The organism is Pseudomonas sp. F8002, from assembly GCF_013385495.1.
Taxonomy (GTDB): Bacteria; Pseudomonadota; Gammaproteobacteria; order Pseudomonadales; family Pseudomonadaceae; genus Aquipseudomonas.
The window spans coordinates 138,032-164,853 of sequence record NZ_JACAPW010000029.1; the positions used below are offsets into that span (position 1 = coordinate 138,032).

Genomic DNA, 26,822 nt, shown 5'->3' on the forward strand with positions numbered 1-26,822 from the left:
CTCATCGCTGCAGGCCGCAGAAACTCACGCTGTAGCGCAATCAAAAGAAAAAGCCGCGCAAACGAATGTCCTGCCGGTTGCCGTGCTGCGGCTTTTGCCTATTAATAATCACTCTCATTTCCGCAGCCCTTGGCGACTCATGGATGAACCGCTCAATGACCCATTCTCCCTAGCCCTTTTCACCCTTGCCCCGCAGGCCTTTTGTTCACGGCATCGGCCCCTTATTGCCGAAAAAAACTCTGGAGACCCCATGACTATCATTGACGACTGCCCCGATTGGCCCGAAGCGTTTGCCCAACGCTATCGCGACGCAGGCTATTGGCGCGACGAGACCTTTGGCGACCTGCTGCGCAACGCCGCCCGCACCTTTGGCGAGCGTGAAGCGATCACCGATGGAACGCTGCGGGTGAGCTATCGCCAACTGGATCAACGGGTCGATCAACTGGCCGGCGGGTTCTCCCGGCTGGGGTTGGTGGCAGGGGACAACGTGGTGGTGCAACTGCCGAACTGCGTGGGTTTTGTCGAAGTGTGCTTCGCCCTGTATCGCCTCGGCGTACGGCCAATCTTTGCGTTACCGGCCCATCGTCATCTGGAAATCGGCCGCTTCTGCGAGTTTGCCCAGGCCAGGGCATACCTCTGCGCTGACGTCACGGCAGGTTTTGATTATCGGGGCATGGCCCGTGGCTTGAAGGCGGCCCATGGCGACCTTGCGTGGGTGATCGTGGCCGGTGAGGCTGAAGAATTCATCGCGCTCGAAGACCTTTATCTGGACGACCCGCAGCCAACCTTTTCTGCGCCGCCCGCGGATGCCGTCGCGTGTTTCCAGTTGTCCGGTGGCTCCACCGGCGTGCCGAAACTGATCCCGCGTCGCCACAATGAATACCTCTACAACGTGCGGACCAGCGCCGAACGTTGCGGCCTGACCGACGCCACGGTGTACCTCGCCGCGCTGCCCATGGCCCATAACTTTCCCATGTGCTGCCCGGGGTTCATGGGCACCTTGCTGATGGGCGGCCGTGTGGTGCTGAGCGGCTCGCCAAGCGCCGAAACCTGCTTCGCCCTGATCGAGCATGAACGCGTGACCCATACCGCGCTGGTGCCGCCACTGGTGCTGGTCTGGCTGGATGCCGCCCAGGCGCGCGGGCAGGGCCTGCCAGGATTGCAACTGCTGCAAGTCGGCGGCGCCAAACTGAGCTTCGAGGCTGCCCGCCGCGTGGAACCCACCCTCGGCTGCCGCTTGCAGCAAGTGTTCGGCATGGCCGAGGGGCTGATTTGCTATACCGACCCCAACGACCCACCGCAACGAGTCCTGCACACCCAGGGCAAACCCATGTCCCCGGGCGACGAAATCCGGGTGGTGGACGACAACGAACAGGACGTGATACAGGGCCAGGTCGGCCAATTGCTGACCCGTGGTCCGTACACGATTCGCGGTTACTACCGCCACCCTGCGCACAACGCCCAGGCGTTTACCACTGACGGTTTCTACCGCACCGGCGACCGGGTAATGCTCACCGACGACGGCTACCTGATGGTCGAAGGTCGCGACAAGGACGTGATCAACCGTGGCGGCGAAAAGATCGCCGCCGAAGAAGTCGAAAACCTCCTGCTCAACCATCCTGCCGTCGCCGATGTGGCCTTGGTGGCGATGCCGGACGCCTACCTCGGCGAACGCACCTGCGCCTTCGTGATTCCCCGTGGCACGGCACCGCGCCCGCCGGAACTGCTGCGCCATCTGCGTGAGCAAGGGTTGGCGGCCTTCAAGCTGCCGGACCGCTTCGAATTTATCCCCGGTTTCCCGCAAACCGGCGTGGGCAAGGTCAGCCGCAAGCACCTGCGGGAGGCTATCCAGCAGCTGTATTTCGGGGCAAAACAACCTGAGGGAAGCGCCGCCCGTGGCTGATCAAGACTCGCTGCGTGAACTGCTCGCGCCTGTACGTGGCCGGTTGATCTGCGCCATGCTGCTGCAAGCCCTGGCGACCCTGATCGGCCTGCTGCCGTTGATCGCGGTGGCGGAGTTGGCGCCGTCGTTGCTGGACGGAAAACTCGATCTGCACGATGGGTTCTGGTGGTTGTTGGCCGGTGCGGGCGCTTTGCTGTTGCGCATGCTCGGGCTGGCTGCCGCCTTGCAGATGACCCACCTGGCCGACAGCGACCTGCAACGCCAGGTTCGCCAACGGCTGGCCGCGCATTTGGCGCGGGTTCCGCTGGCTTGGTTCAGCGCCCGTGGTGGGCAAAAAGTCGACCGTGTTTTGCTCGACGACGTAGGTGCGCTGCATCAACTGGTGGCGCACTTGCCAAACAACCTCGCCGCCGCATTGGTGGCGCCCCTGGCGTGCCTGTTGTACCTGCTGACGGTAAGTGTGCCGATGACCGTTGTGGTGCTGCTGCCTCCAGCGCTGGCGCTGTGGCGACTGCGAGCCTTGCGCTCCCAGGCTTATCGGGATGACCAGAAGGCACTGGGCGCCGCGCTGGGCAACCTGTCCCTGGCCACCCAGCAGTTTGTGCAGAGCATCGCCATGGTCAAGTCATTCGGCCGGGCCGATCGGGTGCAGTCAAAGTTCTTCGGTGCGGTGGAACGTTTCGCCAGTTTCTTTTCCTGCTGGGCCCAACGCTGGGCCGGGCTTGGGGCGAGTGTCGAGGTGCTGCTTTCGCCGTTGCTGGTGCTGGCCCTGGTGCTGTTGGGCGGTGCGTCGCTGGTGGCTGGCGGTTGGCTGATGCCGGTGCAACTGCTGCCGTTCCTGCTGCTGGGGCCGGCCCTGGCAGCGCCGGTCGCGGCCGTCGGGCATGGTGCGGATGCACTGGTGCAGGGCCGCATGGCCGCCAGCCGTATCGCCACCGTGCTCAACAGCGCGACGTTGACGCAACCTCGCGAATCCCGCGAGCCCAAGGGCCGCCAGGTGAGCTTTGAAGGCGTGGACTTTCGCTACCCCGACGGCACGCAGGTGCTGCATGACATTGACCTGGATCTACCGCCCGGCACGCTGACCGCATTGGTGGGCGACTCGGGCGCCGGCAAATCCACCCTGGCCACTTTGCTTGCGCGCTTTGCCGATGTGAGTGCCGGGGCGATCCGCATCGGCGACGTCGACCTGCGGGACATGCACAGCGCCACCTTGTATCGCCAGGTCGCCTTTGTGTTCCAGGATGTGCGCCTGCTGCGCACCAGCGTCCTCGACAACCTGCGCCTGGCGCGCCCCGACGCCACGCAAATCGCGGTGGAAGCCGCCGCCCGGGCCGCGCAGATTCACCAGCGCATCCTCGCGCTGCCCCAGGGGTATCACACCGTCCTCGGAGCCGGCGTGCAACTGTCCGGCGGTGAAGTGCAACGCCTGGGCATTGCCCGGGCGATGCTCAGTGAAGCGCCGATCCTGATTCTCGATGAAGCCACCGCCGCCAGTGATCCTGAATCCGAAGCCGCGATCCAGCAGGCGCTGTCTCGCCTGGCCCGTGCCCGCACGGTGCTGGTAATCGCCCACCGCTTGAGCAGCATCCAGGACGCCGACCAGATCGTCGTGCTGCAAGGCGGGCGGATTGTCGAGCGCGGTACGCATCACGGCTTGCTGGACCAGCAGGGCACTTACGCCGGGCTGTGGGCCGCTGAGCAGTTTTCGACGGCCGCACTGAAGAGGGCACGGGCATGATTCGCGCGCTGTTACGCAGCCTGCAACCCCGTGAAGCCGGCTTGTTGCGGCGTGCGCTGATGGCGATGGCGTTGAGTGCGTTGGCCCAGGGCGCAGCGTTGGCGTTGTTGCCGATGGCCTTTGCCCAGTGGTTCGGCAACACCACGCCTTGGGCCTGGGCCATCGGTTTCACCGGCATGGCCTTGTTGTGCCTCTGGCTGCGCCGGTATGCCCAGCTGGCGGGCTATCGCGCCGGTGCCGAAGCAGCCCAGGCGTTGAACCGACGCATTGGTGACAAGCTGGTGCAACTGCCGCTGGAATGGTTTGTGGAGCGGCGCAGCGCTGAACTGAATCGCCTGGTGACTCACACCGTGCTGCAAATCATGAGCACCCCGGCGCACCTTTTGCAGCCAATGGCCAATGCGCTGTTGACGCCTTTGGCACTCCTGCTGGCGCTGTTTTTCTACGACCGCTCCATGGCGTTGGCGGCACTGGCCGCGTTGCCGTTGCTGGTGCTGGTGTACCACTGGGGCGTGCGCTGGGGCGGGCAAGCTGAAGCACTGAGCGAAGCCGCAGCCAATGAAGCGGCGGCCCGGGTGATGGAGTTTCTGCGCCAGCAACCGTTGCTGCGCTCCAGCGGGCGCACCGAGCAAGGTTTCGACCTGCTCACCGAGGCCCTGGCCCAGCAGCAACAGGCACAGCGTCACGCCCACTGGCGCACTTTTCCCGCCGCGCTGGGTTTGGCGGTGGTGTTGCAGGCCGGCTACAGCGCCATCCTGTTATGCGGCCTGTATGCCGTGTTGGGTGGCACCCTCGATGCGGCGAAGTTCCTGGCGCTGGCGATTCTCGCCACCTGCCTGGTGGAGCCAATGGGCGCGCTGGTCAACCTCGGTACCACGTTGCGCCAGACCCGCCACGGCTTGAATCGCCTGCGCCACCTGCTGCAGATGCCGGGGTTGCCTGAGCCTCTCGAACCCCAACCTGCCCTGGGTTACGACGTGCAAGTGCGGGACGTAGGACTGGTCCGCCAGGGCCAGGCGATCTTGCAAGGCATCGACTTCACGTTGCAGGAGCGTTCGCTGAACCTGGTGGTGGGGGCGTCCGGCTCCGGCAAGTCCAGCCTGTTGCGCCTGCTGGCGCGCTTCAGCGATGTAAGCAGTGGCGCGATTCACCTCGGCGGTGTCGACCTGCGGCAACTGTCGGCCCTGGCCCGAGATACCCAGGTCGCCTTGATGTTCCAGGACAGCCCGCTGTTGCCGGGCAGCCTGCTGGACAACCTGCTGCTGGGCCGCCCCGACGCCAGCGAAGAGCAATGGCAGCACGCCGCCCGCGCCACCGGCCTCGACCGCCTCGCCGAGCGCCTGCCCCAGGGCTGGCACACCGTGCTGGGCGAGCAGGGCGTCAGCCTGTCCGGCGGCGAGCGCCAATGCCTGGCGTTGTCGCGGGTGTTGCTCAAGGACGCGTCGCTGATCCTGCTGGACGAGCCGACCGCCGCCCTCGATGCCATCAGCGAGGCGCGGGTCAATCGGACCCTGTTGCAACTGGCCCGCCGGCACACGGTGGTGCTGGTCACCCACAAACCGACCTTGGCGCCCCATGCCGACCAGATTCTGCTGCTCGACCACGGCCAGTTGGCCCAGGTCGGCCGCCATGACGCGTTGATGGCCACGCCCGGCCGTTACCGCGAGTTGTTCCACGAGCGCGAAGCGATCAATCGCTGGCGCTTGCGCCCAGACCCTACCGTTCCCCAAAGGACCGTCCCCCATGACCGATAACCCATCACTGGCATGCGTTCATCCTGCACCCGGCGGCCTCGCACACAGCCCCGAGGCGCTGTGCGCCGGTGTCGCGCAGTTGCTCGACTATGCCCCCCAGGACCTGGAGCCCGATGCCTCGCTGATCGAGCAGGGCCTGGACTCGGTGAGCATGATGCGCCTGCCGGCCTTGCTCGCCCGCGAAGGTGTGCAGGTGAGCTTCGCCGAACTGATTGAGCAGCCGACCCTTGAGGCCTGGTGGTTGCTGATCGACCGCCGTCGCGGGCAGGCGACGCACCTCAAGCCCGTCGCCGCCGACAACGATTTCGCCCTCACACCGTTGCAGCAGGCTTATTGGTTTGGTCGCGACCCGGCCATGCCGCTGGGGGGCGTTGGCTGTCACCTGTATCAGGAGCTGGACGGGTATCAGGTCGACGCTCAACGCCTGGAAAGCGCGGTGATGCGCCTGACTCACCGCCATCCCATGCTGCGCGCCTGTTTCCCGAACGCCACTTGCCAGCGCGTGCTGCCGACCAGCCCGTGGCCTGGGTTGACCGTGCATGAACGGCCGGATGAGTTGGCCTTGCGTGAGCGCCTGGCCCACCGCTGCCTGGATGTGCGCCAGGGCGAGGTGTTTGATGTGCAACTCAGCCGCTTGCCCGACGGCCGCAGCCGGGTGCACCTGAACATCGATTTGCTGGTGGCGGACGTCCTGAGTATCAGCGTACTGCTGCGGGATCTGGCGCTGATCTACAGCGGGCAAGAGGCGCAGCTGCCACGTCTGGAATGGGATTTTGCCCACTACCTGGGCGCCACCCGAACCAGCGATGCCGGCGCGCGGGACTACTGGCTGCAACGTCTGGATGACCTGCCCGACGGCCCGCAACTCCCCTTGGCACACGAGCCGCAATCCCTCGGCCCGCCGCGTTTTCGTCGCCTGGCGATGCGCCTCGGCCGCGCGCAGTTGCGAGCCCTGGAAGACCAGGCCCGCCAACACGGCCTGACCCTGGCCAGCGTGCTGTGCTGCGCCTATACCCAAGTGCTGGGCCGCTGGAGCGCCAGCCAGCATTTCCTGTTGAACGTGCCGCTGTTCAACCGCCAGGAGCTGCACCCCTGCGTCCCGCATCTGCTGGCGGATTTTTCCAACCTGGTGCTGCTGGAGATCGACCAGCGCCAGGCGGGTTCTTTCGCGCAGCAGGCGCAAGCCCTGCAACGCCAACTACACCGCGACATCGCCCACAGCGCCTGGCCTGGTGTGGAAGTGCTGCGTGAGTTGTCCCGCACCCGGCAAGGCGGCGCCCCCGTAGTGTTTGCCTGCAACCTTGGCGAAGCGTTTGTCGACGCCACTTGCCGGCAGCACCTGGGCGAACCGGGCTGGGCCTTGTCGCAAACGCCCCAAGTGTGGCTTGACCACCAGAGCTACCCGCTGCCCGATGGCCTGTTGCTCAACTGGGACGGGGTAGATGCGCTGTTCCCCGAAGGCCTGCTGGACGAAATGTTCACCGCCTATGGCGACCTGCTGGCGTGGCTGTGTACCGGTGACTGGCGCCAACCCGCGCCGCTGCCGTTGCCCCAAGGCCAGCAAGAGGTCCGTGCAGCGGTCAACCATACGCCCTGGGCCTATGACAAAGGCTTGCTGCACGATGGCTTTTTCCAACAGGCGCAGGTGCATCCGCAGCGGGTGGCACTGATCACCGAGGACGCTGAGTTGAGTTACGCCGAGCTGGCGGCCCAGGCCCTGCAAGTGGCAGGTGCCCTGCGCCAGTGGGGGATTGAACCGGGTGATGCGGTGGCGATCACCTTGCCCAAAGGCCAGGCGCAAATCGTTGCGGTGCTCGGCATATTGGCGGCGGGCGCGGTGTATGTGCCGGTGGGTATCGAACAGCCGGCAGCCCGTCGCGACATGATCTATCAACGCGCCGGAGCCAAGGTGGTGATCACCGATACGGCCCACCGTGATCGCGGTGTATGGCTGGCGGACTTGCAAGTGGTGGACCTGGCCCAGGCGCGTTCGGCCACGGCCCTGAAACAACCGATCGAGGTGGCGCCGGACGCACTGGCCTATGTGATTTTTACCTCCGGCACTACCGGCGAACCCAAGGGCGTCGAGATTTCCCACCAGGCGGCGTTGAACACCGTCGCCGCGATCAACCGGCGTTATCAGGTGGGCGCGGATGACCGTGTGCTCGGGGTTTCCGCCCTCGATTTCGACTTGTCGGTGTACGACCTGTTTGGCCTGCTGAGTGTCGGTGGCGCCGTGGTGCTGCCAGCGGATGCGCGGCGCAAGGAGCCGTCTGAATGGTTGCGGCTGATCCGCCAGCAGCGCGTGACCCTATGGAACTCGGTACCGGCGTTGCTCGACATGCTGACCCTCAAGGCCCGCGAGCCGAATGCCCTGAGCGGATTACGCCTGGCGATGGTCTCGGGTGACTGGGTCGGGCTGGACCTGCCACGCCGCCTGCGATTGGCAGCCGGCGAAAGCGCCCGGTTCGCCGCTCTCGGCGGCGCCACTGAAGCGGCCATCTGGTCCAACGTCCAGGACGTCGACGAAGTGCCGGCTCACTGGCGCTCGATTCCCTACGGCAAACCCCTGGATAACCAAAGCTTTCGAGTCGTCGACAGCCAGGGCCGCGATTGCCCGGACTGGGTGGCGGGGGAGTTGTGGATCGGCGGCGCCGGGGTTGCCCAGGGCTATCGTGGCCTGACGCATCTCAGCGCCCAACGCTTCGTCGAGCACGCCGGGCAACGCTGGTACCGCACCGGCGATCAGGGCCGTTATTGGCCCGACGGCAGCCTCGAATTTCTCGGGCGTATGGACCAGCAGGTCAAGGTCCGTGGTTTCCGCATCGAACTCAGTGAGATCGACGTGGCCCTGGAACGCCATCCGGCCGTCAGTCGTGCCGTCACCCTGGTGTTGCCCGGGGCCAACCCGCAGTTGGCAGCAACCCTGATGGGCGACGCGCTGCCGGATGCCGAAGCCATGCGCCAGTGGCTCTGCCAATGGTTGCCGGAACACATGTTGCCGGACCACTGGCTGAACCTCACCGAACTGCCCCTGAGCGCCAACGGCAAGGTCGACCGCGCCGCACTGCTGTGGCTGGTGCAGGAGCAACGCCAGGGCGCCAGACCCGAGCATGAAGACGCGCCTCAAGGCGAAGCCGAACAACTGTTGGCCGGGCTCTGGCGCGAATTGCTCGACATTCCCCTGGTGGGACGCAACCAGGGCTTTTTCGCCCTCGGCGGCAACAGTCTGTTGGCCGCTCGCCTGATCGAACGTATCGCCCGACAGTTCGACGTCGAACTGTCGCTGAAGGACTTTTTCAACGCGGCCACCGTCGCCCGCCAGGCCCAATGGCTTGTCGCCCGACGAGAACAGGACCACGTCAACCGGAACGCAATGGTGGAGGGTGCGCTATGACACTGCAGCAACTGCAACAGGACCTCGAAGCACTGGGTGTGGAACTCTGGGAAGAGCAGGGCCGCCTGCGCTACCGGGCGCCCGCCGGGGTGATGGATGAAGGCCGCCTGCAACAATTGCGCGAACACAAGGACGCGTTGTTGCAGCAATTGATGGAACCGGTGATGCCCACCGTCTCGGCCGACCTGGCTGCCCGCAGCGAACCGTTTCCGCTGACCGACGTGCAGGCCGCTTACCTGATGGGCCGCACCCAGGCATTCAGCTACGGCGGGGTGGCGTGCCACGGTTACCTGGAATTTGAACTCAGGGAACTGGACCCGGCGCGCCTGGAGCAGGCATGGAACCATCTGATTGCGCGTCACGACATGCTGCGGGCGGTGGTGCTGGAAGACGGCTACCAACAAATCCTGCCCCAGGTGCCGCATTACCTGATCGCCCGGCATGACCTGCGCGAAGACGACGGCCGTGCACTGGCCGCTCTGCGCGAACGCATGGAAATTCGCCTGGCGTCGCCCCAGCAGTGGCCGCTGATCGAGTTGTGCGTCAGCCAGGGCCGTGAACATGCGCGCCTGCATCTCTCAGTGGATCTGCTGGTGTGCGACTACCAGAGCGTGCGCATGCTGTTGGCCGAGTTGCAGCAGGTCTATCGTGGCGAAGCCTTGCCGCCGGCGGCGCCCATCAGTTTTCGCGACTACGTACTGGGCGAGCGCCGGTTGCGGGAACAGCCGCGTTACCAGCGTGACCGCCAGTACTGGTGGGCGCGGGTCGACAGCCTGCCCGGTGCTCCGGAATTGCCCATGCAGGGCGCTCCCAGCGGACCGCGTTTCGAGCGCCGCGCCCTGAACCTGGAGGCCCGGGATTTCAACGCCCTGCGCCTGAATGCAGCGGCGGCCGGCGTGGGTGCGTCGGCGGCGATTCTTTCCTGCTATGCCGAAACCCTGGGGCGCTGGAGCCGCAAGGGGCATTTCTGCTTGAGCCTGACCTTGCTCAATCGCCTGTCGCTGCACCCGCAGGTCGATCGGCTGGTGGGGGATTTCAGCTCGGTGGAATTGCTGGAAGTCCAGACCCTGCAAGGCGGCAGCTTTGGTGAACGCAGCCAGCAGTTGCAGGAGCGACTGTGGCAAGACATGGACCACCGCCTGTGTTCCGGCATTGAAGTACTGCGCGAACTGGCGCGGCGCAAAGGCCGTGATGCGGCCTTGATGCCCTATGCCTTCACCAGCACCCTGGGCGCCGGTGGCGAAAGTGGCGGCGGGGCATTTATGCCCGGCGCAGAACTGGTGCACGGCATCAGCCAGACCCCGCAAGTGTTGATTGATTGCCAGGTCAGCGAGCGCGACAACGGCCTGTTCATCAATTGGGACATTCGCCAGGGCGTGTTCAATGAGGCCATGCTGGAAGCGATGTTCGACACCTTCGAACGTCTGCTCAAGCGCTTGGCGCGGGAGCCTTCGGCCTGGACCCTGGACGATTGCCTTGAACTGCCGGCACCCCAGCGACTGGTGCGGGAGTTGATCAACCAGACGGCGCAGCCGATTCCCCCAGGCTTGCTGCATGAACCGTTCTTTCGCCAGGCCCGGGCGCAACCCCAACGTGTCGCCCTGATCCAGGGCGCGCGACAGCTCACTTACGCGCAACTCGCCGCCCGTGCCGAGGCGATTGCCGAGCAGTTACTGGATGGCGGTTGCCAGCCCGGCGAGCGGGTCGCGGTATGCATGGAAAAAGGCATCGACCAGGTGGTCGGTGTACTCGGGATCTTGCGGGCCGGCGCGGCGTACCTGCCGCTGGACACTAATCAGCCGATGGCGCGGCGCGCGTTGATTCTTGAGAACGCCGAGGTCAGCCGGGTGCTCAGCCAGTCGTGGTTGAGCGAGGACGTGGCCTGGCCCGCCCAGGTGACCCAGTGCATACCCGTTGATCAGGCCGCAGCCAGTGCCGGACGTGAACTGCCGGCGCCGCAGGTGACACCGCAACAACTTGCCTACGTGATCTACACCTCCGGCTCCACCGGGATTCCGAAGGGTGTGATGATCAGTCACCAGGCGGCCCTCAACACGGTGGTGGATATCAATCAGCGCTTCGCCATCGGCGCCGAAGACCGGGTACTCGCCTTGGCCAGCCTGGGCTTCGACCTCTCGGTGTACGACATCTTCGGCCTGCTGGCCGTAGGTGGCGCCCTGGTGTTGCCCGACGCCGGACGCCGCGCCGACCCGTCCCACTGGGCCGAATGCGCCCGCGAGCACGGTGTGACCCTGTGGAACTCGGTGCCCGCGCAGTTGCAGATGCTTGCCCATTACCTGCAAGCCGTGCCGGCCGCGGCACCTCAGAGCCTGCGCCTGGCCTTGCTGTCCGGCGACTGGATCCCGCTGAACCTGCCCGCCGAAATCGCTGCGTTGTTGCCTGAGCTCCAACTGATCAGCCTGGGCGGCGCCACAGAAGCGGCGATCTGGTCGATTGCCTATCCAATCACCGAGGTGGACGCACAATGGCGCAGCATTCCCTACGGCGCGCCGCTGGCCAATCAACGCTTCATGGTGCTCGACGAACAAGGCCGCGATCGCCCGCAAGGCGTTGCCGGTGAGCTGTTCATCGCCGGCACGGGGTTGGCGATGGGGTACCTGGGGGACGCGGAGAAAACCGCCGAGCGTTTTATCGAGCATGCCCACAGCGGCGAGCGGCTGTACCGCACCGGCGACCTGGGGCGCTACCTCGAAAGCGGGTTGATCGAGTTCCTTGGCCGTGAGGATTTCCAGGTCAAGGTTCGCGGGCATCGCATCGAGTTGGCGGAAGTCGAAAGTGCCTTGCTCAGTCATCCTCATGTCGAATCGGCCGTGGTGGTCGCTGCGGGCGAGGGCGCGTTCGAGCGGCGTTTGCAGGCCTGCGTGCGCGGGACTTTGCGTGATACTCCACTGCCTTGGCCGGCCCGGTTGGCACCCAGCGCCTTGGCGGCGGCCAACGGCGTGAAAGGCCAACTGACGGAAGCGCTGATTACGCAGATGTCCGATTGCGTCGAGCGTGCCGCGTTGCTCTCCATGGGCCTGGCCCTGCAACGCCCGGGGCTGTTTGATCAACCGGGCGTCGAGCACGACCTGGCCCAGATCATGAGCCTGTGCGAAGTGGCGCCACGCAACGAACGGCTGATCCGCCGCTGGCTGCAAGCGCTGCATCGCGCACAACTGGTAGACCGCAACCCAGGCACCGGCGCCTATTCGTCACTGCGGGTCTCGGGTGCTGAATACCGTCAGCTGTGGCAGCGCATCGAGGCGCTGGAACCGAGTGTGGGCTGGGGCGTTGAAGTGCTGCGCTACCTGCGGGAAAGCCAGGAGCAATTGCCTGCCCTGATGAGCGACCGGCTCGACCCGTTGCACTTGCTGTTTCCCGAAGGCCGTACCGACACCGCCGAAGGCGCCTATCGCAAGAACCTGATCAGCCAGTACCTGAACCAGGCGGTGTGTGCGGCGGTGCAGGAAATCGCCGCACTGCAACCGGCGGGCCGGCGTCTGCAGTTGCTGGAAATCGGCGCAGGCGTGGGCGGCACCAGTGCCGACCTGATTCCGGCCCTGGACGGCTTGGCGGTGGACTACCAGTTCACCGACCTGTCGCAGTTTTTCCTCAACGAAGCGCGGGAGCATTTCGTCGAGTTTCCGTGGGTCAGCTACGGGCTGTTTGACCTGAACCTCGACCACTGGGCCCAAGGCATCGCCGCCAACTCCCTGGATGTGATTCTGTGTGCCAACGTGCTGCACAACTCGCGGCATGCCAGCCAGGTACTCGCCCGGCTGCGGGAAATGCTCGCCCCCGGCGGCTGGCTGATCTTTATCGAAGCCACCCGCGACACCTACCAGATCATGGCGTCCATGGAGTTCAAGGAGGGCCTGACCGCGTTCGAGGATTTCCGCGCCGAGCAGGACACCACGTTCATCCGCCGCGAGCAGTGGCAGCAACTGTTGCAGGAAGCCGGCGCGCAGACGCCGCTGTGCATGCCGGCAGCTGACGATGCGATGTCACAGATCGGCCAGCACCTGTTCATCACGCGCTTCAAGACCGAGCGCCAGACCCTTGAGCCGGAGGCGTTGCGCGCGCATCTGGGCCAGCGCCTGCCGGATTACATGGTACCCACCGAGTGGCGGGTACTGGATGAAATGCCGCTGACGGTCAACGGCAAAGTCGACCGCCAGGCGTTGGCCAACCTCGGCATGGCCCAGGCCACGCAACAGGCCAACAGCGGGGCTGCACCGCTGGATGCGCTGGAGCGCAGTATCGCAGAGGTCTGGCAAACCCTGTTGCGGGTGCCCAGTGTGGGCCGTGAACAGGGCTTCTTTGAGTTGGGCGGTGATTCATTGCTGGTGGCGCAGGTGGTTGGTCGCCTGCGGGAAAGCCTGCCCCAGGCCCGTAACGTGCCCTGGGGGGATTTGCTGCGCCAGTTGATCAACCAGCCCACCGTTGCGGCCCTGGCGGATTACCTGCGGGGGCAGGGCAGCGAGAGCCTGTCGCCGCTGGTGCGGATTCGTGAGGAGGCGCAAGGCCCGGCGCGGATCTTTGTCCATGATGGCAGCGGCACCCTGGCACCGTATCGCGCGCTGTTTGCTGCACTCGGGGAAGAAGCGCCACTGGAGGGGCTGGTGCTCAATGATGTACCGGGTTACCTGGCTCTGGCACCGGCTACGGCGATTCGTGAACTGGCCGAGCGTTATGCCGACACCTTGCACGCCGAAGGCCGGCGCCAGGTGAGCATCGTCGGTTATTGCCTCGGCGGGTTGCTGGCGACGGAGCTGGCGTCATGCCTCGCGGCGAGGGACATCGAGGTGCTGCAACTGACAGTGATCAGCAGCTACCGCGTGCCGTTCATGATCGAGGATGACCTGCTGGCGGAGTACGTGTTCGCCCGCGTGATGCAGGCCGACCCGCACACCCTGGGTTACCCGGTGGATGAACAGGCGATGGAGCGGGCGATTGCCAAGGTGCTGCGCCAAACTCCGGGCCGCGTGCCCCAAGGTGCGTTGCTGGCGCTGCAGGATGAGCCCGACTGTGCCACGGCCCTGGCCTGCCTGCGGGCCCTGGCATCCAAGTCGGCAGATGAGCGCTTGCAGGCAATTGCAGACGCGATGCGCCACGCCGGCTCGCAACTGAGCGACCTGGACTGGCTGCGCGAGCAACTGCAGGTGCTGCGCCACAGCCTGGCCGCCGTCGCCTTGCATCAGGCCACGCCTTACGACGGTGACATGGTGTTTATCCGCCAGTGCGGTGAAGTCCAGGTACTGCCCGGCATGCACCGCGACATGAGCCAATACTGGCAGGCCCTGTGCCTTGGCGAATTGCAGGTGGTGGACGTGCCGGGCGACCACTTCAGCTGCATGCAGAGCCCCCAGGTCGAAGCCGTGGCCCGCGCGTTCGAACGGCTGGCGCAGGTGGCGGCGTGAGAGTCGGGATTGTAGGCGGCTATGGGCATGTCGGTCGGCAGGTTGCGCGGGTGCTGGTCGGTCATTGCCGCTTGCGCCTGGGCGGTCGCGACCCTGGGCAAGGGCAGCGTTTTAACGACGGCGAGTTGAACGGGCAGGCCGAGATCCGTGAAGTGGACCTGTGGGACGCCCAAAGCCTGGCGGCGTTTTGCAGCGGCTGCGACCTGCTGATCAATTGCGCGGGCCCCAGCTACCAGGTGCTCGACCGGGTGGCGCTGGCCGCTTTGGCCAGTGGCGCCGATTACATCGATGTCGGCGGCGATGATCCGCTGCATCAGTTGCTGCCCGCTCAGTTGCCGCCGGGTCGTCGTGTGGTGTTATCAGCCGGCATGTTGCCCGGGCTGTCGGGGTTGTTTCCCAAGGTGCTTGCGGCGTCGTTCGAGCGCGTCGATGCCGTGCATTGCTATGCCGTCGGACTTGGGCGGTTGTCGACAACGGCGGCCGAGGACTTTCTATTGAGCCTCGGCAACGGCTATGGCCAGGCCTCGATGGGCTGGTGCGATGGCCGTGCAATCAAGTCCGCCGTACTCGTCGATGAACACTTCGAGCGGCCCTGGCTGGTGGGCGGTCCCGTAACGGCCCACCCGTATCTAACCACTGAGCAACAGCGCTTGTTTACTGACTTGCGGGTGCGCGAAGCCCAGGCCTACAACCTGTTCGACGGCGGCCACCTGCGGGCCGCACTCGGGCGCATTCAGGGCTCGCCACCGGCTCTGCGACACACGGCAGAGAACATTGCCGCCCTGGTACAGGCCAGTGCGCTGGACCTGGCAGGGCGCACGCCTTACCAGTTGCTCGCAGTCGAAATGGCAGGCCTGCAACACGGCGAACCGCAGCAGGCCACCGCCTGGTTGCGTGCCGCCGACGGCTCGGCGTTGACCGGCACAGTGGCGGCAATCTGCGCCCTGCAACTGGCCAAACTGCCCGAAGGCACGCACTACGCTGCCCAGGTGATGGACGCCGATGACTGCTTGCCCCAGGTGCTGCGCTGGTTGCCGCAGACCCGGATCCACGTCACCACTGAACTGGAGGAGGGCGTGTTATGAAGAAAATCCCCAGCCCATGGCTGCGACGTTACCCGCAGCATCAAACGCCGCGTTGCCGATTGGTCTGCCTGCCCCACGCCGGCGGCAGCGCGGGATTTTTCAGCGGTTGGCAGGCACTGTTGCCGGCTGACATCGAACTGGTCAGCGTGCAATACCCCGGCCGCGAAGAGCGCCTGAGTGAAACCTGGCCCGGCAGCCTGGAATGGATGGCGGGCACTATTACCCGGGCGCTGTGGGACCTGTCCGACCGGCCGCTGGTGCTGTTCGGCCACAGCATGGGTGCGGCGCTGGCCTATGAGGTGACGCGGCGCCTGAACCGCCAGGGCAAGGACCTGCAACGGCTGATCGTCTCCGCCCATCCGGCCCCTCACCGGCAACGTCACAGCCAATTGCACCAGGGCCCGGATGCCGGTCTGCTGGCGGATGTGCGGCGCCTGTCGGGTGGTGCGCCATCACCCCTGGACGAACCCGAGATGCAGGCACTTTACCTGCCCGCATTGCGCAATGATTACCGCCTGATCGAAAACTACTGCGGCGATATCAGCGAGCTGCTGGACGTGCCCGTGAGCGTATGCCTGGGCAGCACCGACCGCGAAGTCGATCGGGAGGAAGCCCATGCCTGGTCGGAAGTGACGCGCCAGGTCACCGACTTTCGAACCTTCAACGGCGGGCATTTTTACCTGCGCGACAGCCAGGCCGACCTGATCGAGCACCTGGAACTGTTGCTGGGCAGCCCCGCCGAACCGGCGTGGCAGTGCTGGCCGTCGACCCCATGACCGGAGAATCCTATGAAAACACCTGAGCAGTGCAGCGGGCTGGAAGACGTCCGCCTGGGTATCGACACGTTGGACGAACAGATCATCCGCGCTCTCGGCCAGCGGTTGGCCTATGTGAAAGCTGCGGCGCAGTTCAAGCCTGACGAAGCCAGCATCGCCGCCCCCGAGCGGGTGGCCGCCATGCTGCCCCATCGCCGCCGCTGGGCCGAGCGCGAAGGGTTGGACCCGATGTTCGTGGTCCCGCTGTTTGCGCAGATCATCCAATGGAATATCGACCAGCAAGTGCGCCACTGGCGCCAGCAGCATCAAGGAGCGGAGCATGAGTGAACGTCTGCCGGGATTGCTTCAGGCGCTGACCGAGGGCGAACGCCTGGCGCGCGAGAAGGGCGGCGCAGTGCTGGTGGTGTTCAGCCTGGCCTCGGAGCGCCTGGACCCGCTGCGGTTATTTGCCGCCAACCGCCAGGTACTCGGGCAAAGCCTGTTCTGGTCAAGTGACCGGGGCGCACTGGCCATGGCCGGCTTTGGTTGTACCGAGGAAATCAGCCCCGGGGCCGATGACCGCTTCAACGCCAGTGCCCTGGCGTGGCAGGCGTTGCTCAGCCAGGCCCATCAGGTGGGGCCGCGCCAGCCGTTGCTGTGTGGCGGCTTTGCGTTTGACCCGAAGGGCCCACGCTCGCTCAAATGGCAGTCATTCGCCGCCACCTCCCTGGTGCTGTCGCGCATCCTGCTGCTGCGGGAAGCCGAGCAACATCATGTGATCTTCAGCCAGTGGCTGGAGCCCGGGGCGGACGCGGTGCGTTGCGCCCAGAGCCTGGAAACCCAGTGGACGTTGCTTCTGTCCCGCTACGCCAGTGCGCCACGCCAGGAGATTCCCCTCGGCACACCGAGCGACGAAAACACCATCAGCGCGCAGCAATGGCAAGACACCGTGGCGACGGCCGTGCAGCGCATCAACGCCGGCGACCTGCGCAAGGTGGTGCTGGCCCGCGAAGTGCGGTTGACCACCTCACGGACGATCCCCTGTGGCCCGCTGCTGGAAAACCTCAAGGCGGCCTATCCCCAGGCGTACCTGTTTGCGTTCAGCCGTGGTGACAGCTGCTTTCTCGGCGCAACGCCGGAGCGGCTGGTGCGGGTGACTCGTGGCACGCTGAACACGGTGGCGTTGGCCGGTACTTGCCCGCGTGGTCGTCACGAGCAGCACGATGCCGAACTTGGCCAGGCCTTGATGGACAGCCCCAAGGACCGCCACGAACACACCCTGGTGGTTCAAACCCTGCGCGAAGCATTGCAGCCCTATTGCGCGATGCTCGACATTGCCAGCCAGCCGCAGTTGCACCGGCTGGCCAACGTGCAGCACCTGTTGACGCCGGTGATGGGCCGCTTGCATCCCCAGGTGCAATTGCTGCAACTGGTGCAGGCCCTGCACCCGACGCCGGCGGTGGGTGGCTTGCCGCGACGTGAGGCGATGGCCTATATCCGAGAGCACGAGCAGCTCGACCGTGGCTGGTACGCAGCGCCAGTGGGCTGGATGAATGCGCAGGGTGATGGTGAATTTGCCGTGGCGTTGCGCTCGGCGTTGATCAGAGGCTGTGAGGCGCACCTGTTCGCCGGCTGCGGCATTGTCGCCGAGTCGGATCCCGGGAGTGAGTACGAGGAAACGTGCTTGAAGCTGCGGACTATCCGCGATGCCTTGCGGCCTTCGGACGGAGTGCAGGTGGCGTCAGCCTGAGGAAGGCTCTCGCCCGGCAGGCCGGGCGAGAGCATGCAGCGTCTGGATCAGTTCAAGCCAAGCTTGCCACGCAGTGTGGACAGGTCTTCCGCCAGGGTATTGACCGGGCCAACCAGGGCTTTGCGGTCGGCTTCCTTGACCTTGTCGTAGGTCTCGAAACCGCCATCCTTGGTTTTGTACTTGGCCAGGATCTTGTCCACGGTGGCGAAGTTCTTGTCGACTTTGGCGACGAAGGCCTTGTCCTGCTTCTCGATCTGCGGACGGAACAGGTCGACGATTTTCTTCGCGCCGTCGATGTTGCCCTGGAAGTCATACAGGTCGGTGTGGCTGTAGCGGTCTTCTTCACCGGAGATCTTGGTCGCGGCGACTTCTTCCAGCAGGGCAGCAGCGCCACCGACGACTTTTTCCGGCGGGAAGGTCAGGCCGTCCACGCGGGTTTTCAGGTCCAGTACGTCGCTGTTTAGCTTGTCCGCCAGGGCGTCGAGGCCTTTGGTGGTGTTCTCGGAGAACAGGCTGTACTCGATGCGGTGGAAGCCGGTGAAGTCTTCGGCTTTCACGCCTTTCTCGTGGTCGTCCACGCGGGAGTCGATGGAGGCGTCGAGGTCGCTGAACAGTTCGGCGATCGGCTCGATCGACTCATAGTGCACGCGGGTTGGCGCGTACAGCTTCTTGGCGGTCGCCAGGTCGCCTTTTTTCACGGCGTCGGTGAACGCCTGGGTCTGGGTGACCAGCTCGCCGATTTCTTCGGTGACATAGATCTTGTAGTCCGACACCGGCCCTACCAGGTCCAGCGGCGCGGTGGCGGCGAAGGCGGCCAGCGGCGAAAGGCTCATTAACAACGACAATGCGAGAGACGACTTCTTCATGGGACGATTTCCGCTCTGGGGTTTGTTTTAGGTTTTGGCAGTGGTTTGTGGATGTGTCGCATCAAGCAGCGTGCGCCCGATGAAATCCTGGGCCTCGGTGACGCCTGGCAAGGTGAAGAAGTAACCGCCGCCAACCGGCTTCAGGTATTCCTCCAGAGGCTCGCCGTTGAGCCGGGTTTGCACGCTGATAAAGCCTTTCTCCAGGTCAGCCTGGTAGCAGATGAACAACAGCCCCATGTCCAGCTGACCGTTTTTGTTGACGCCGTTGGAGTAGTTGAACGGCCGGCGCAGGATCAGGTTGGCCTGGGTCTGTGCAGTACGCGGGTTGGCCAGGCGGATGTGGGCATCGAGCTTGGTCAACTTGCCTTCCGGGTCCTTGCTGTAGTCCGGGACCTGGGTTTCTTTCTGGCCATCCATGGGCGCGCCACTGGTCTTGATCCGGCCAATGATGCTTTCTTGCTCTTGCAGCGGGGTGCGGTCCCAGCGTTCGACGAAGTTGCGGATGATCCGCACCGCCTGGTAGCTGCCGTTGGCGGCCCAGGCCGGTTCGTCGCTGCCTGGCTGGACCCACACAATCTGATCCATCGCCTTGTTGTCGTTGGAGTTCGGGTTGGCCGAACCGTCGCGAAAACCGAGGAAGTTGCGCGCGCTTTGCGCCGGCTCGCCGGGGCGGGCAGGGGCCTGGGGCGGCACGCTGCCTTCCTGCTTCCAGCGCACCAGCAGCAGGTCCGGCAGGTTTTTCACGATATCGCGCAGGGCGTGGATATTGGTGTCCGGGGTGTTGGAGCTGAACTGCAGGCTCAGGTCGCCGTGGCACTGCGCCGGTTCCAGTGCATCGTTGGGGAAACCGACCATGCGGATCAGGCGCTTGGGCTTGGCCGCGGCCAGGCCGAAGCGTTCGTCGAACAGCGACTCGCCCACCGATACGGTGATGGTCAGGTTGTCTGGCGTCACCACCGGGCCGAGGATGCCGGAATCGGTAGGCGGCAGTTTCGGGTCGACTTGCACCACGGTGCCGCCGGTCATCAGGAACGCGATACGCTCGTTCAGGGTGCGGAACAGCCGCTCCAGGTCCTCGCGGTCGCTGGCCAATACGTCGAATGCCACGAGCATGCCGCAGGCCGGGCGCGGAGTGACGATGCCGGTCTGGTGCTTGCCATGGAAATCGTGGTGGTCCTGGGTCTTTTCACTGCTTGGCGCGGTGGTCACTTGTGCCGCCGCGTTGGCAGCCATTGCCGGGCAGCTCAGGCTGCTGCCGGCAATGGCCGCGCCAGTGGCGGCCATACCCAGCAATACACGACGACGCTGGGCGGAAAATTGTTCTGAATCACTCATGTCTACGGTCGTCTTCACTTCAGGCCGGAAAGGCCAAGGGCGGGGTCGATTCCATCGAGTGCAACGGCCAGAGCCTTGGCCTTGTCGGCGATCTGCTTGCGCTGATCGGCGGTAACGCTGTCATACGAGGCGTAGCGGCCATCGACTTTCAAACCGTTGAGTTCGGCATCGAGGGCGGTGATCGCGCTGTCGATCCCCGGCAGCAATTGCGCGGCAGATTTGGTCAGCAGCGGGCGCATCAGGTCGACCACTTTGCGGGCGGCGTCCAGGTTGGCGGCGAAGCCGTTGAGGTCGGTATGGCTGTAGCGTTCTTCCTCACCGCTGGCGGCACGTACGTCGGCCAGGCTGTTGAGGTTGCGCACCACGATGCTCACCAGTTGCTCCGGCGGCAGCGACTGGGCCAGCAGCTGTTGCTTGAGGCTGGTGACGTCGGTGACCAGGCGCTGGGCAATCGGCGCCAGGCCGTCGAGATTGCGTTGCTGGAACAGGCCGTATTCGAGACGGTGGAAGCCGCTGAAGGCCGGGTCCTGCTCGCGCTTTTCAAAGTAGTCGGCGCGGGCGTTGATCGCGTTGTCCAGTTCCGCCAGGCGTTGCGAGGCCGGGGCCAGGCGCTGGTAAGCCTCGCGGGCCGGTACGTAGAGCGCCTGCGCCTGGGCGAGGTCGCCAGCTTCGATGGCTTGGTCCAGCGCGGTAACGGCCTTGACCAGGGCGCTACCCTGGCTGCTCAGGTACACGCGGAATTCCGACAGCGGGCCGATAAACGCGACCATCGACGGCTTGGCCTTGGCTTGGGCGTCAGACTCGGCAGTCGGTGTCACCTTCAAGGTGCCACGCGGGTTGCTCAGCAGGCCGCAGGTGATCTGGTAGTCGCCGGGCAGCAGGTTGGCGTTGATCACCTGGCTCAGGCCCGGGGCGATGTTCTCGCGCTCTTCGACCACCAGCACGCCGTCGAGGATTTCCCATTCCACGGCACGGTCCGAGCGGTTGATGATGCGGAAGCTGGCGCGTCCCGCCGGTACCGTCAGCGCATTCGGCTCGCAGCTGTGGGCGTGGATGGTGACGGCGATTTCATTGTGGTTGGCCTGGCGCTTGGAGGCGGCCAGTTGCGAGGCGTAGTAGAACAGGCCACCGGCGGCGATCATCACGACCACCGAGCCGCCCACCGCCCAGCGCAAGGCGCGGGAGGGCGGAGCCGGTTGAGGGGTTTGGTTGGACAAGATGCGGTCCTTACTGGCTGGAAACGGAAGAGGTTGTGCGGGTAGCCGGCTTGCTCGGCGGCGCCGGCAGGAAGAACATCACCAGGGCCACCACCAGGTAAATCAGGTAGGCACCGAGGGTGCTGATGGTCGGGGCATCCTGATAGCCGAACATGCCGGCCAGCACCGAGCCCAGCGGGCCATCCATCGGCAGCGTCGCGCTGAAATCGAACAGTACGGTTTGCAGGTGGTTCCATACTCCGGCTTCGTGCAGGGCTTGTACCGAGTTGGCGAGGATGCCGGCGGCCACCACCAGGATGAACAGGCCGGTCCAGCGGAAGAACGCACCGAGGTTCAGGCGCATGCTGCCGGTGTAGATCAGGAAGCCGACGATGATCGCCAGGATCAGGCCGAGCAGGGCGCCAATCGGCGCGCCCGGACCTTCGCTTTGCTGGAACACGGCCAGCAGGAAGAACACGGTTTCCAGGCCTTCACGGGCCACGGCGAAAAACACCATGGCAATCAGTGCGGTGACCTGGTGTTTGGAGCCGGCCAGGGCATGATCGAGGGATTCATGCAGGGAATGCTTGATGGAGCGCGCGACCTTGCGCATCCAGAACACCATGGAGCTGAGAATACCCACGGCCACCAGGCCGACGATGCCTTCGAACAGTTCCTGTTGTTTCTGCGGGAATTCGGCACTCACCAGTTCCAGGCCACCGCCGACCAGCAGCGCGAGGGCCGCTGCCAGAAATACGCCGATCCACACTGCGGGCATGTACTGGCCACGGCCAGTTTGCTTGAGGTAGCTGGCAATAATGCCAACGATCAAGGCGGCTTCTATGCCTTCGCGCAGCATGATTAAAAAGGGAACAAGCATTCGGCACCGAATCGTCACTAGATAGGATGCTAAGTTGTAACATAATGATACTCATTACTAAACAGGGAATATTGACCTTTACTGAACCTTGACTGAACGGTGGTGGCAAACCGCATCCGACACTAGAATGCGCGGCATCGTCCCAGCCACCGGATTGCGCCATTCCCCATGTCGGAAAAAGACACGATTTCCATCCAACTGGTCCGTGAAGCCCTGTTGCAGAGCTGTGCGCCGGGTGCGGCGAGCGATGAAGTGTTGACCAAGGTCGGGATTGATCCAGCACTGCTGGGCCAGCCAACCGCACGCGTCCCGGCAACCGCTTACGCACGCTTATGGCGCTTGCTGGCACGGCGAATGGACGATGAATTCTTTGGCATGGACCCGCGCAAGCTCAAGTCCGGCAGCCTGGAGTTCCTCTGCCGGGCCTCCATGGCACAACCGAGCCTGGCCACTGCGCTGGAAACCGGCCTGGGGTTCCTGTCGCTGATGCTCGAGCGCCTGCCGGCGCAACTGGTGCGCCAGCAGAGCCTGGCGGAAATCGTACTGTTGGAGCCGGAGCCCGCACCCAGGCGCGCCTTCACCTATTTCGCCTACTGGATGATCGTCCACGGCGTCGCCTGCTGGCTGGCGGGGCGCCGGATCCCGATCCTGGCGATTGAACTGCGTTGCCCGCAGCCGGACTTCTGCGACGACTACCAGGTGATGTTTTCCGACAACCTGCGCTTTGACCGGCCGCGTACCCGGATGATCTTTTCCGCCGACTGCCTCGACCTGCCGATCAAGCGCAGCCCGGAGGAGCTCAAGCGCTTCCTGGCCCATGCGCCCGCCAACATCCTGGTCAAATACCGCGACCCGGACAGCCTTGCCACCCGCATCAAGACCGACCTGCGGCACATGCCCGCCGACACCTGGCCGGAAACCGAAGGCCTGGCCGCATCCCTGTGCATTTCGGCCTCGACCCTGCGCCGGCGCCTGGCGGAAGAGGGGCAGACCTACCAGGGCCTCAAGGACAGCGTGCGCAAGGAGCTGGCGATCGTCTGGCTGGCCGATTCCGACATCAGCTTTGCCGAGATCGCCACCCGCCTGGGGTTTGCCGATGCCAGCTCGTTCTACAAGGCGTTTCGCAAGTGGTCGGGCTCCAACCCCGGGCACTATCGCAGCCTGATATTGAACGAAGCACTGAGCCAGTAGGTCACTGCCAGGCACCCCCCGGCACGTTTGCCTGCTTATCCACGCCTTTAATGATCTGGGTCACTTTCCTGCGCCGCCGTGCGTGTGATATTCGGCGCCACCGCTCCATCGTTCGTTTCCTGACGCAGCCTGATCGGCATTTGTCGCGATCAACGTCTACGCCATTTCCCTCATTCAAGAGCAGGATTTCATGGCACTTCACAGAACCGTAGAGACCCAGGACCAAGCCATCGAAGACGTCTATTCGAGTGGCTCCGCCCAGCACAAACTGCCCAAGTACCGCCTCCCGGACCACTCGACCACGCCGTCGGCCGCCTACAACCTGGTGCGCGACGAACTGCTGCTGGACGGCAATTCCCGGCAGAACCTGGCGACCTTCTGCACCACCTGGGTCGAGCCCGAAGTGCAGCAGTTGATGGCCGATGCCCTCGACAAAAACATGATCGACAAGGATGAGTACCCGCAGACGGCCGAGATCGAAAACCGTTGCGTGCACATCATTGCCGACCTGTGGCACGCGCCGAAGTCGTGGCAAACCGTGGGTTGCTCCACCACCGGTTCCAGCGAAGCGGCGATGCTTGGCGGCCTGGCCCTGAAGTGGAGCTGGAAAAAGCGCCGCGAAGCGGCGGGGCTGCCCACCGACAAACCGAATTTCGTGTGCGGCCCGGTGCAGATCTGCTGGAAAAAATTCGCCCGTTATTTCGATGTGGAAATTCGCGAAGTGCCGTTGCGCGGTGACGCATTGGGCCTGCGCCCGGCCGACCTGCGGGAATATTGCGACGAAAACACCATCGGTGTCGTCGCGACCCTGGGCGTGACCTTCACCGGGATCTACGAACCGGTCGCAGCCCTGGCGGCCGAGCTGGACTCGATGCAACGTGACCTCGGCCTGGATATCCCGATCCATGTCGACGCGGCGAGCGGCGGGTTTATCGCCCCGTTCATCCAGCAAGAGCTGCAATGGGATTTTGTGATCGAGCGCGTCAAATCCATCAACGCTTCCGGCCACAAGTACGGCCTGGCGCCGCTGGGCGTCGGCTGGGTTATCTGGCGCTCCACCGAAGACCTGCCGGAAGAGTTGATCTTCTACGTCGACTACCTGGGCGGCAACATGGCGACCTTTGCCCTGAACTTCAGCCGGCCCGGCGGTGAAATCATTGCCCAGTACTACAACTTCCTGCGGCTGGGGCGCGACGGCTACACGCGGATTCAACAAGCGTGCTCCGACACGGCGCAATGGCTGGCCTCGGAAATCACCAAGTTTGCCCCGCTGGAACTGGTGTACGACGGCAAGGATGGGCTGCCGGCTGTCTGCTACAAGCTCAAGGACGGCGTCGACCACGGCTTCAGCCTCTACGACCTGTCGGAGCGCGTGCGCATGCGCGGCTGGCAGATCGCGTCATACCCGTTGCCGTCCGATCGGCAGAACGTCGTGGTACAGCGCATCCTGGTACGGCATGGCGTGAGTCGTGACCTGGTGGCGTTACTGCTGGAAGACCTGCGCAAGGCCGTTGCCCACCTGCAGAAAAACCCGGTGGAGCATTCCGACGCGGGCCCCAGCTTCAGCCATGGCGCCATCGCCGACCCGGTCATCCCGGCCGACACCCCGAACCTCGACTGAACGCACTGAACACTCACCGGGCCTCGAGGCCCGGTGCCTTTAGCGTTGCATCGCCAGGTACGAATCATCGTGACTGCCTTCTTTACTTTCCTGCACGACAACCCCTACATCCTGCTGTTCCTGGTGGTTGGCCTGTCCGTCTGGGTCGGGCGCGGCACCATCAAGGGTTATGGCCTGGGCGCGGTGGCCGGGGCCATCGTGATCGGCTGCGCGATTGCGACGTGGGCGTCTTACTACGGCGTGCATTTCGAACTCGATAACTTTACCAAGAGCCTGTTTTATTACCTGTTCATGTACGGCGTCGGGCTGCGGGTCGGGCCTTCGTTCATCAACAGTCTCAAGGGTGATGGCCTGAAATTCACCTTCCTGGCGATCCTGTCCTCGTTCCTCGGTCTGGGTATCGTGGTGCTCGGCGTGCGGCTGTTATCCCTGCCGGTGGGCGCGGCGGGCGGGATTCTTGCCGGTTCGCAAACCATGTCGGCGGCGATTGGCTCCGCCGAACAGGCGATTACCTCGGGCGTAGTGCCGCTGCCACCGGGCACCACGGCGGCGGCGGCCACCGCGATGATCGCGCTGTCTTACGGCATCACCTATATCTGGGGCACGGTCGGCATCATCCTGATCTGCAAATACCTGCCGCGCTGGTGGGGTGTGGATGCGCGCAAGGCGGCCAAGGCATTCGAGGTGGAGCACGGTGTGCCGAACGTCGACGATGCCGGGCTCAGTGGGTATCGGCCGTTTGACCTGCGGGCCTATCGCCTGGTGAACCCGGAGCTGGTGGGGCAGAGCATCGCGCAGTTTCGCCAGCGCTTTGCGTTGTACCAGATCGAGAACGTCGAGCGTGGTGAAGAGTTGCTGGGGGCTGATCCGACGCTGGTGTTGCAGCTGGGCGATGTGATCGCCCTGGGCGGCAGCCTGGATGCGCTGACCGATCACATGGGCTTGATCGGGCCGGAAGTACCGGATGCCCGGGCGTTGAATATACCGCTGGATGAGGCGGTGATTCTGGTGACCCACAAGGATGCCGTGGGCAGGGCGCTCAAGGAATTCAGCCAGTCGCCGATTGCCGGGCAGGTGCAGTTGGTGGGGATTGAGCGGGGTGGTGCGCCGATTCCGGTGGGGCTGGAAACGCGGTTGCAGCGCCTGGATGTGATGCACTTGATTGGCTTGCGCAGTGCCATCGACAAGGCCACGGCGTTGCTGGGCAAGGCGGGGCGGGCGAGTACGGCGACGGATTTGCTGACGCTGTCGCTGGGTATGGTGCTGGGGTTGTTGATCGGGCTGATTCAGGTGCCGGCGTTCGGTGCGGCGGTGGGGCTGGGCAATGCGGGCGGGTTGCTGGTGTCGGGGATTATCGTCTCGTCGCTGGTGTCGCGGGTGCGGTTCTTTGGCAATACCCCGAATGCGGCCCGCAACATTCTCGAGGACATGGGGTTGATATTCTTTGTCGCGATTGTGGGGGTGAATGCCGGGGCTAATCTGGTTTCGCAGATTAGCGCGATCATTGCGTTGAAGATCTTTTTGCTTGGATTCGTGGCTTGTACGATTCCACCGTTTATTGTTTGGGCTGTGGGTTTTCATGTGTTCAAGATCAACCCGGCGATTCTCATGGGCGGTGTTGCGGGGGCGCGGAGTCACTCGGGGCCGGCGCGGGAGGCGGCCAAGGAAATTGATAGTACGGTGCCGTGGATCGGGTTTCCGGTGGCGTATGCGGTGTCGGGGATTTTGCTCACGGTGTTTGGGTATTTTGCCATGGTGCTGGCGCGGTAGCTGTATTGGGTACATATCCGTTGCTGCGGTAACGGCCACTTATGGTTCCGCTCTTACAGCGGGTCACTTTTTTACAAACGCCTAAAAAAGTAACCAAAAAACGCTTTGCCCCACCACTCGGTGCCTCGCCTAGGCTCGGCATGCCCGCACTCCGGCAC

The 26,822-nt window shown here is 64.4% G+C and carries 16 protein-coding genes; 12 read left to right on the forward strand and 4 right to left on the reverse strand.

All coding sequences use genetic code 11. From position 1 onward, the window contains the following. Window positions 1-250: 250 nt before the first annotated feature. From HX811_RS21430 to HX811_RS21470, 9 genes are read left to right on the forward strand one after another with little or no spacing between them, the layout of a single operon-like run. Window positions 251-1,903: a (2,3-dihydroxybenzoyl)adenylate synthase gene (locus HX811_RS21430; protein ID WP_177047270.1), complete on the forward strand. Its 1,653-nt coding sequence runs from the start codon at window positions 251-253 to the stop codon at window positions 1,901-1,903. After that, window positions 1,896-3,644, forward strand: coding sequence for an ABC transporter ATP-binding protein (locus HX811_RS21435; protein WP_177047271.1), 1,749 nt, complete (start codon window positions 1,896-1,898; stop codon window positions 3,642-3,644). Before HX811_RS21430 ends, HX811_RS21435 begins: the two co-directional genes overlap by 8 nt. After that, window positions 3,641-5,398, forward strand: a complete 1,758-nt coding sequence (locus HX811_RS21440) for an ABC transporter ATP-binding protein (RefSeq protein ID WP_003218423.1) — start codon at window positions 3,641-3,643, stop codon at window positions 5,396-5,398. Before HX811_RS21435 ends, HX811_RS21440 begins: the two co-directional genes overlap by 4 nt. After that, complete coding sequence (locus HX811_RS21445; protein WP_177047274.1) at window positions 5,388-8,795, forward strand: non-ribosomal peptide synthetase; 3,408 nt, start codon at window positions 5,388-5,390, stop codon at window positions 8,793-8,795. Before HX811_RS21440 ends, HX811_RS21445 begins: the two co-directional genes overlap by 11 nt. Continuing rightward, the gene (locus tag HX811_RS21450; protein WP_177047276.1) at window positions 8,792-14,215 is read left to right on the forward strand and encodes a non-ribosomal peptide synthetase; all 5,424 of its coding nucleotides are present in this window, start codon (window positions 8,792-8,794) and stop codon (window positions 14,213-14,215) included. The genes HX811_RS21445 and HX811_RS21450 overlap by 4 nt, the downstream gene beginning before the upstream one ends. After that, complete coding sequence (locus HX811_RS21455) at window positions 14,212-15,300, forward strand: saccharopine dehydrogenase NADP-binding domain-containing protein (RefSeq protein WP_177047278.1); 1,089 nt, start codon at window positions 14,212-14,214, stop codon at window positions 15,298-15,300. Before HX811_RS21450 ends, HX811_RS21455 begins: the two co-directional genes overlap by 4 nt. Next, a complete protein-coding gene (locus HX811_RS21460) occupies window positions 15,297-16,076 on the forward strand; it encodes a thioesterase II family protein (RefSeq protein ID WP_003218418.1) in 780 nt (259 codons plus the stop codon). Before HX811_RS21455 ends, HX811_RS21460 begins: the two co-directional genes overlap by 4 nt. A gap of 12 nt (window positions 16,077-16,088) precedes the next feature. Continuing rightward, complete coding sequence (locus tag HX811_RS21465; RefSeq protein WP_003218417.1) at window positions 16,089-16,403, forward strand: isochorismate lyase; 315 nt, start codon at window positions 16,089-16,091, stop codon at window positions 16,401-16,403. After that, on the forward strand, window positions 16,396-17,805 hold the full coding sequence (locus HX811_RS21470) for an isochorismate synthase (protein WP_177047280.1): 1,410 nt from the start codon (window positions 16,396-16,398) through the stop codon (window positions 17,803-17,805). The genes HX811_RS21465 and HX811_RS21470 overlap by 8 nt, the downstream gene beginning before the upstream one ends. 47 nt (window positions 17,806-17,852) lie before the next feature. Here the strand turns inward: HX811_RS21470 and efeO (HX811_RS21475) are convergent, their stop codons facing one another. From efeO (HX811_RS21475) to efeU, 4 genes are read right to left on the reverse strand one after another with little or no spacing between them, the layout of a single operon-like run. Further along, on the reverse strand, window positions 17,853-18,671 hold the full coding sequence (efeO, locus tag HX811_RS21475; protein WP_003218415.1) for an iron uptake system protein EfeO: 819 nt from the start codon (window positions 18,669-18,671) through the stop codon (window positions 17,853-17,855). Between the two features lie 27 nt (window positions 18,672-18,698). Then, window positions 18,699-20,006, reverse strand: a complete 1,308-nt coding sequence (efeB, locus tag HX811_RS21480) for an iron uptake transporter deferrochelatase/peroxidase subunit (protein WP_177047282.1) — start codon at window positions 20,004-20,006, stop codon at window positions 18,699-18,701. A 14-nt stretch (window positions 20,007-20,020) separates the two neighbouring features. Beyond that, complete coding sequence (gene efeO, locus HX811_RS21485; protein ID WP_008436219.1) at window positions 20,021-21,223, reverse strand: iron uptake system protein EfeO; 1,203 nt, start codon at window positions 21,221-21,223, stop codon at window positions 20,021-20,023. A 10-nt stretch (window positions 21,224-21,233) separates the two neighbouring features. Then, window positions 21,234-22,082 (reverse strand): iron uptake transporter permease EfeU, encoded by an 849-nt coding sequence (gene efeU, locus HX811_RS21490; RefSeq protein WP_003218412.1) that lies wholly within the window; start codon window positions 22,080-22,082, stop codon window positions 21,234-21,236. 168 nt (window positions 22,083-22,250) lie between these two features. On the opposite strand from efeU, the gene HX811_RS21495 reads away from it, so the two are divergent. From HX811_RS21495 to HX811_RS32135, 3 genes are all read left to right on the forward strand, one after another. Then, window positions 22,251-23,273, forward strand: coding sequence for an AraC family transcriptional regulator (locus HX811_RS21495; protein WP_087692663.1), 1,023 nt, complete (start codon window positions 22,251-22,253; stop codon window positions 23,271-23,273). A 190-nt stretch (window positions 23,274-23,463) separates the two neighbouring features. Next, on the forward strand, window positions 23,464-24,894 hold the full coding sequence (locus HX811_RS21500; RefSeq protein ID WP_008436222.1) for a glutamate decarboxylase: 1,431 nt from the start codon (window positions 23,464-23,466) through the stop codon (window positions 24,892-24,894). Window positions 24,895-24,963: 69 nt separating this feature from the next. Then, window positions 24,964-26,664 (forward strand): aspartate:alanine exchanger family transporter, encoded by a 1,701-nt coding sequence (locus HX811_RS32135; RefSeq protein ID WP_043224664.1) that lies wholly within the window; start codon window positions 24,964-24,966, stop codon window positions 26,662-26,664. Window positions 26,665-26,822 lie beyond the last annotated feature (158 nt).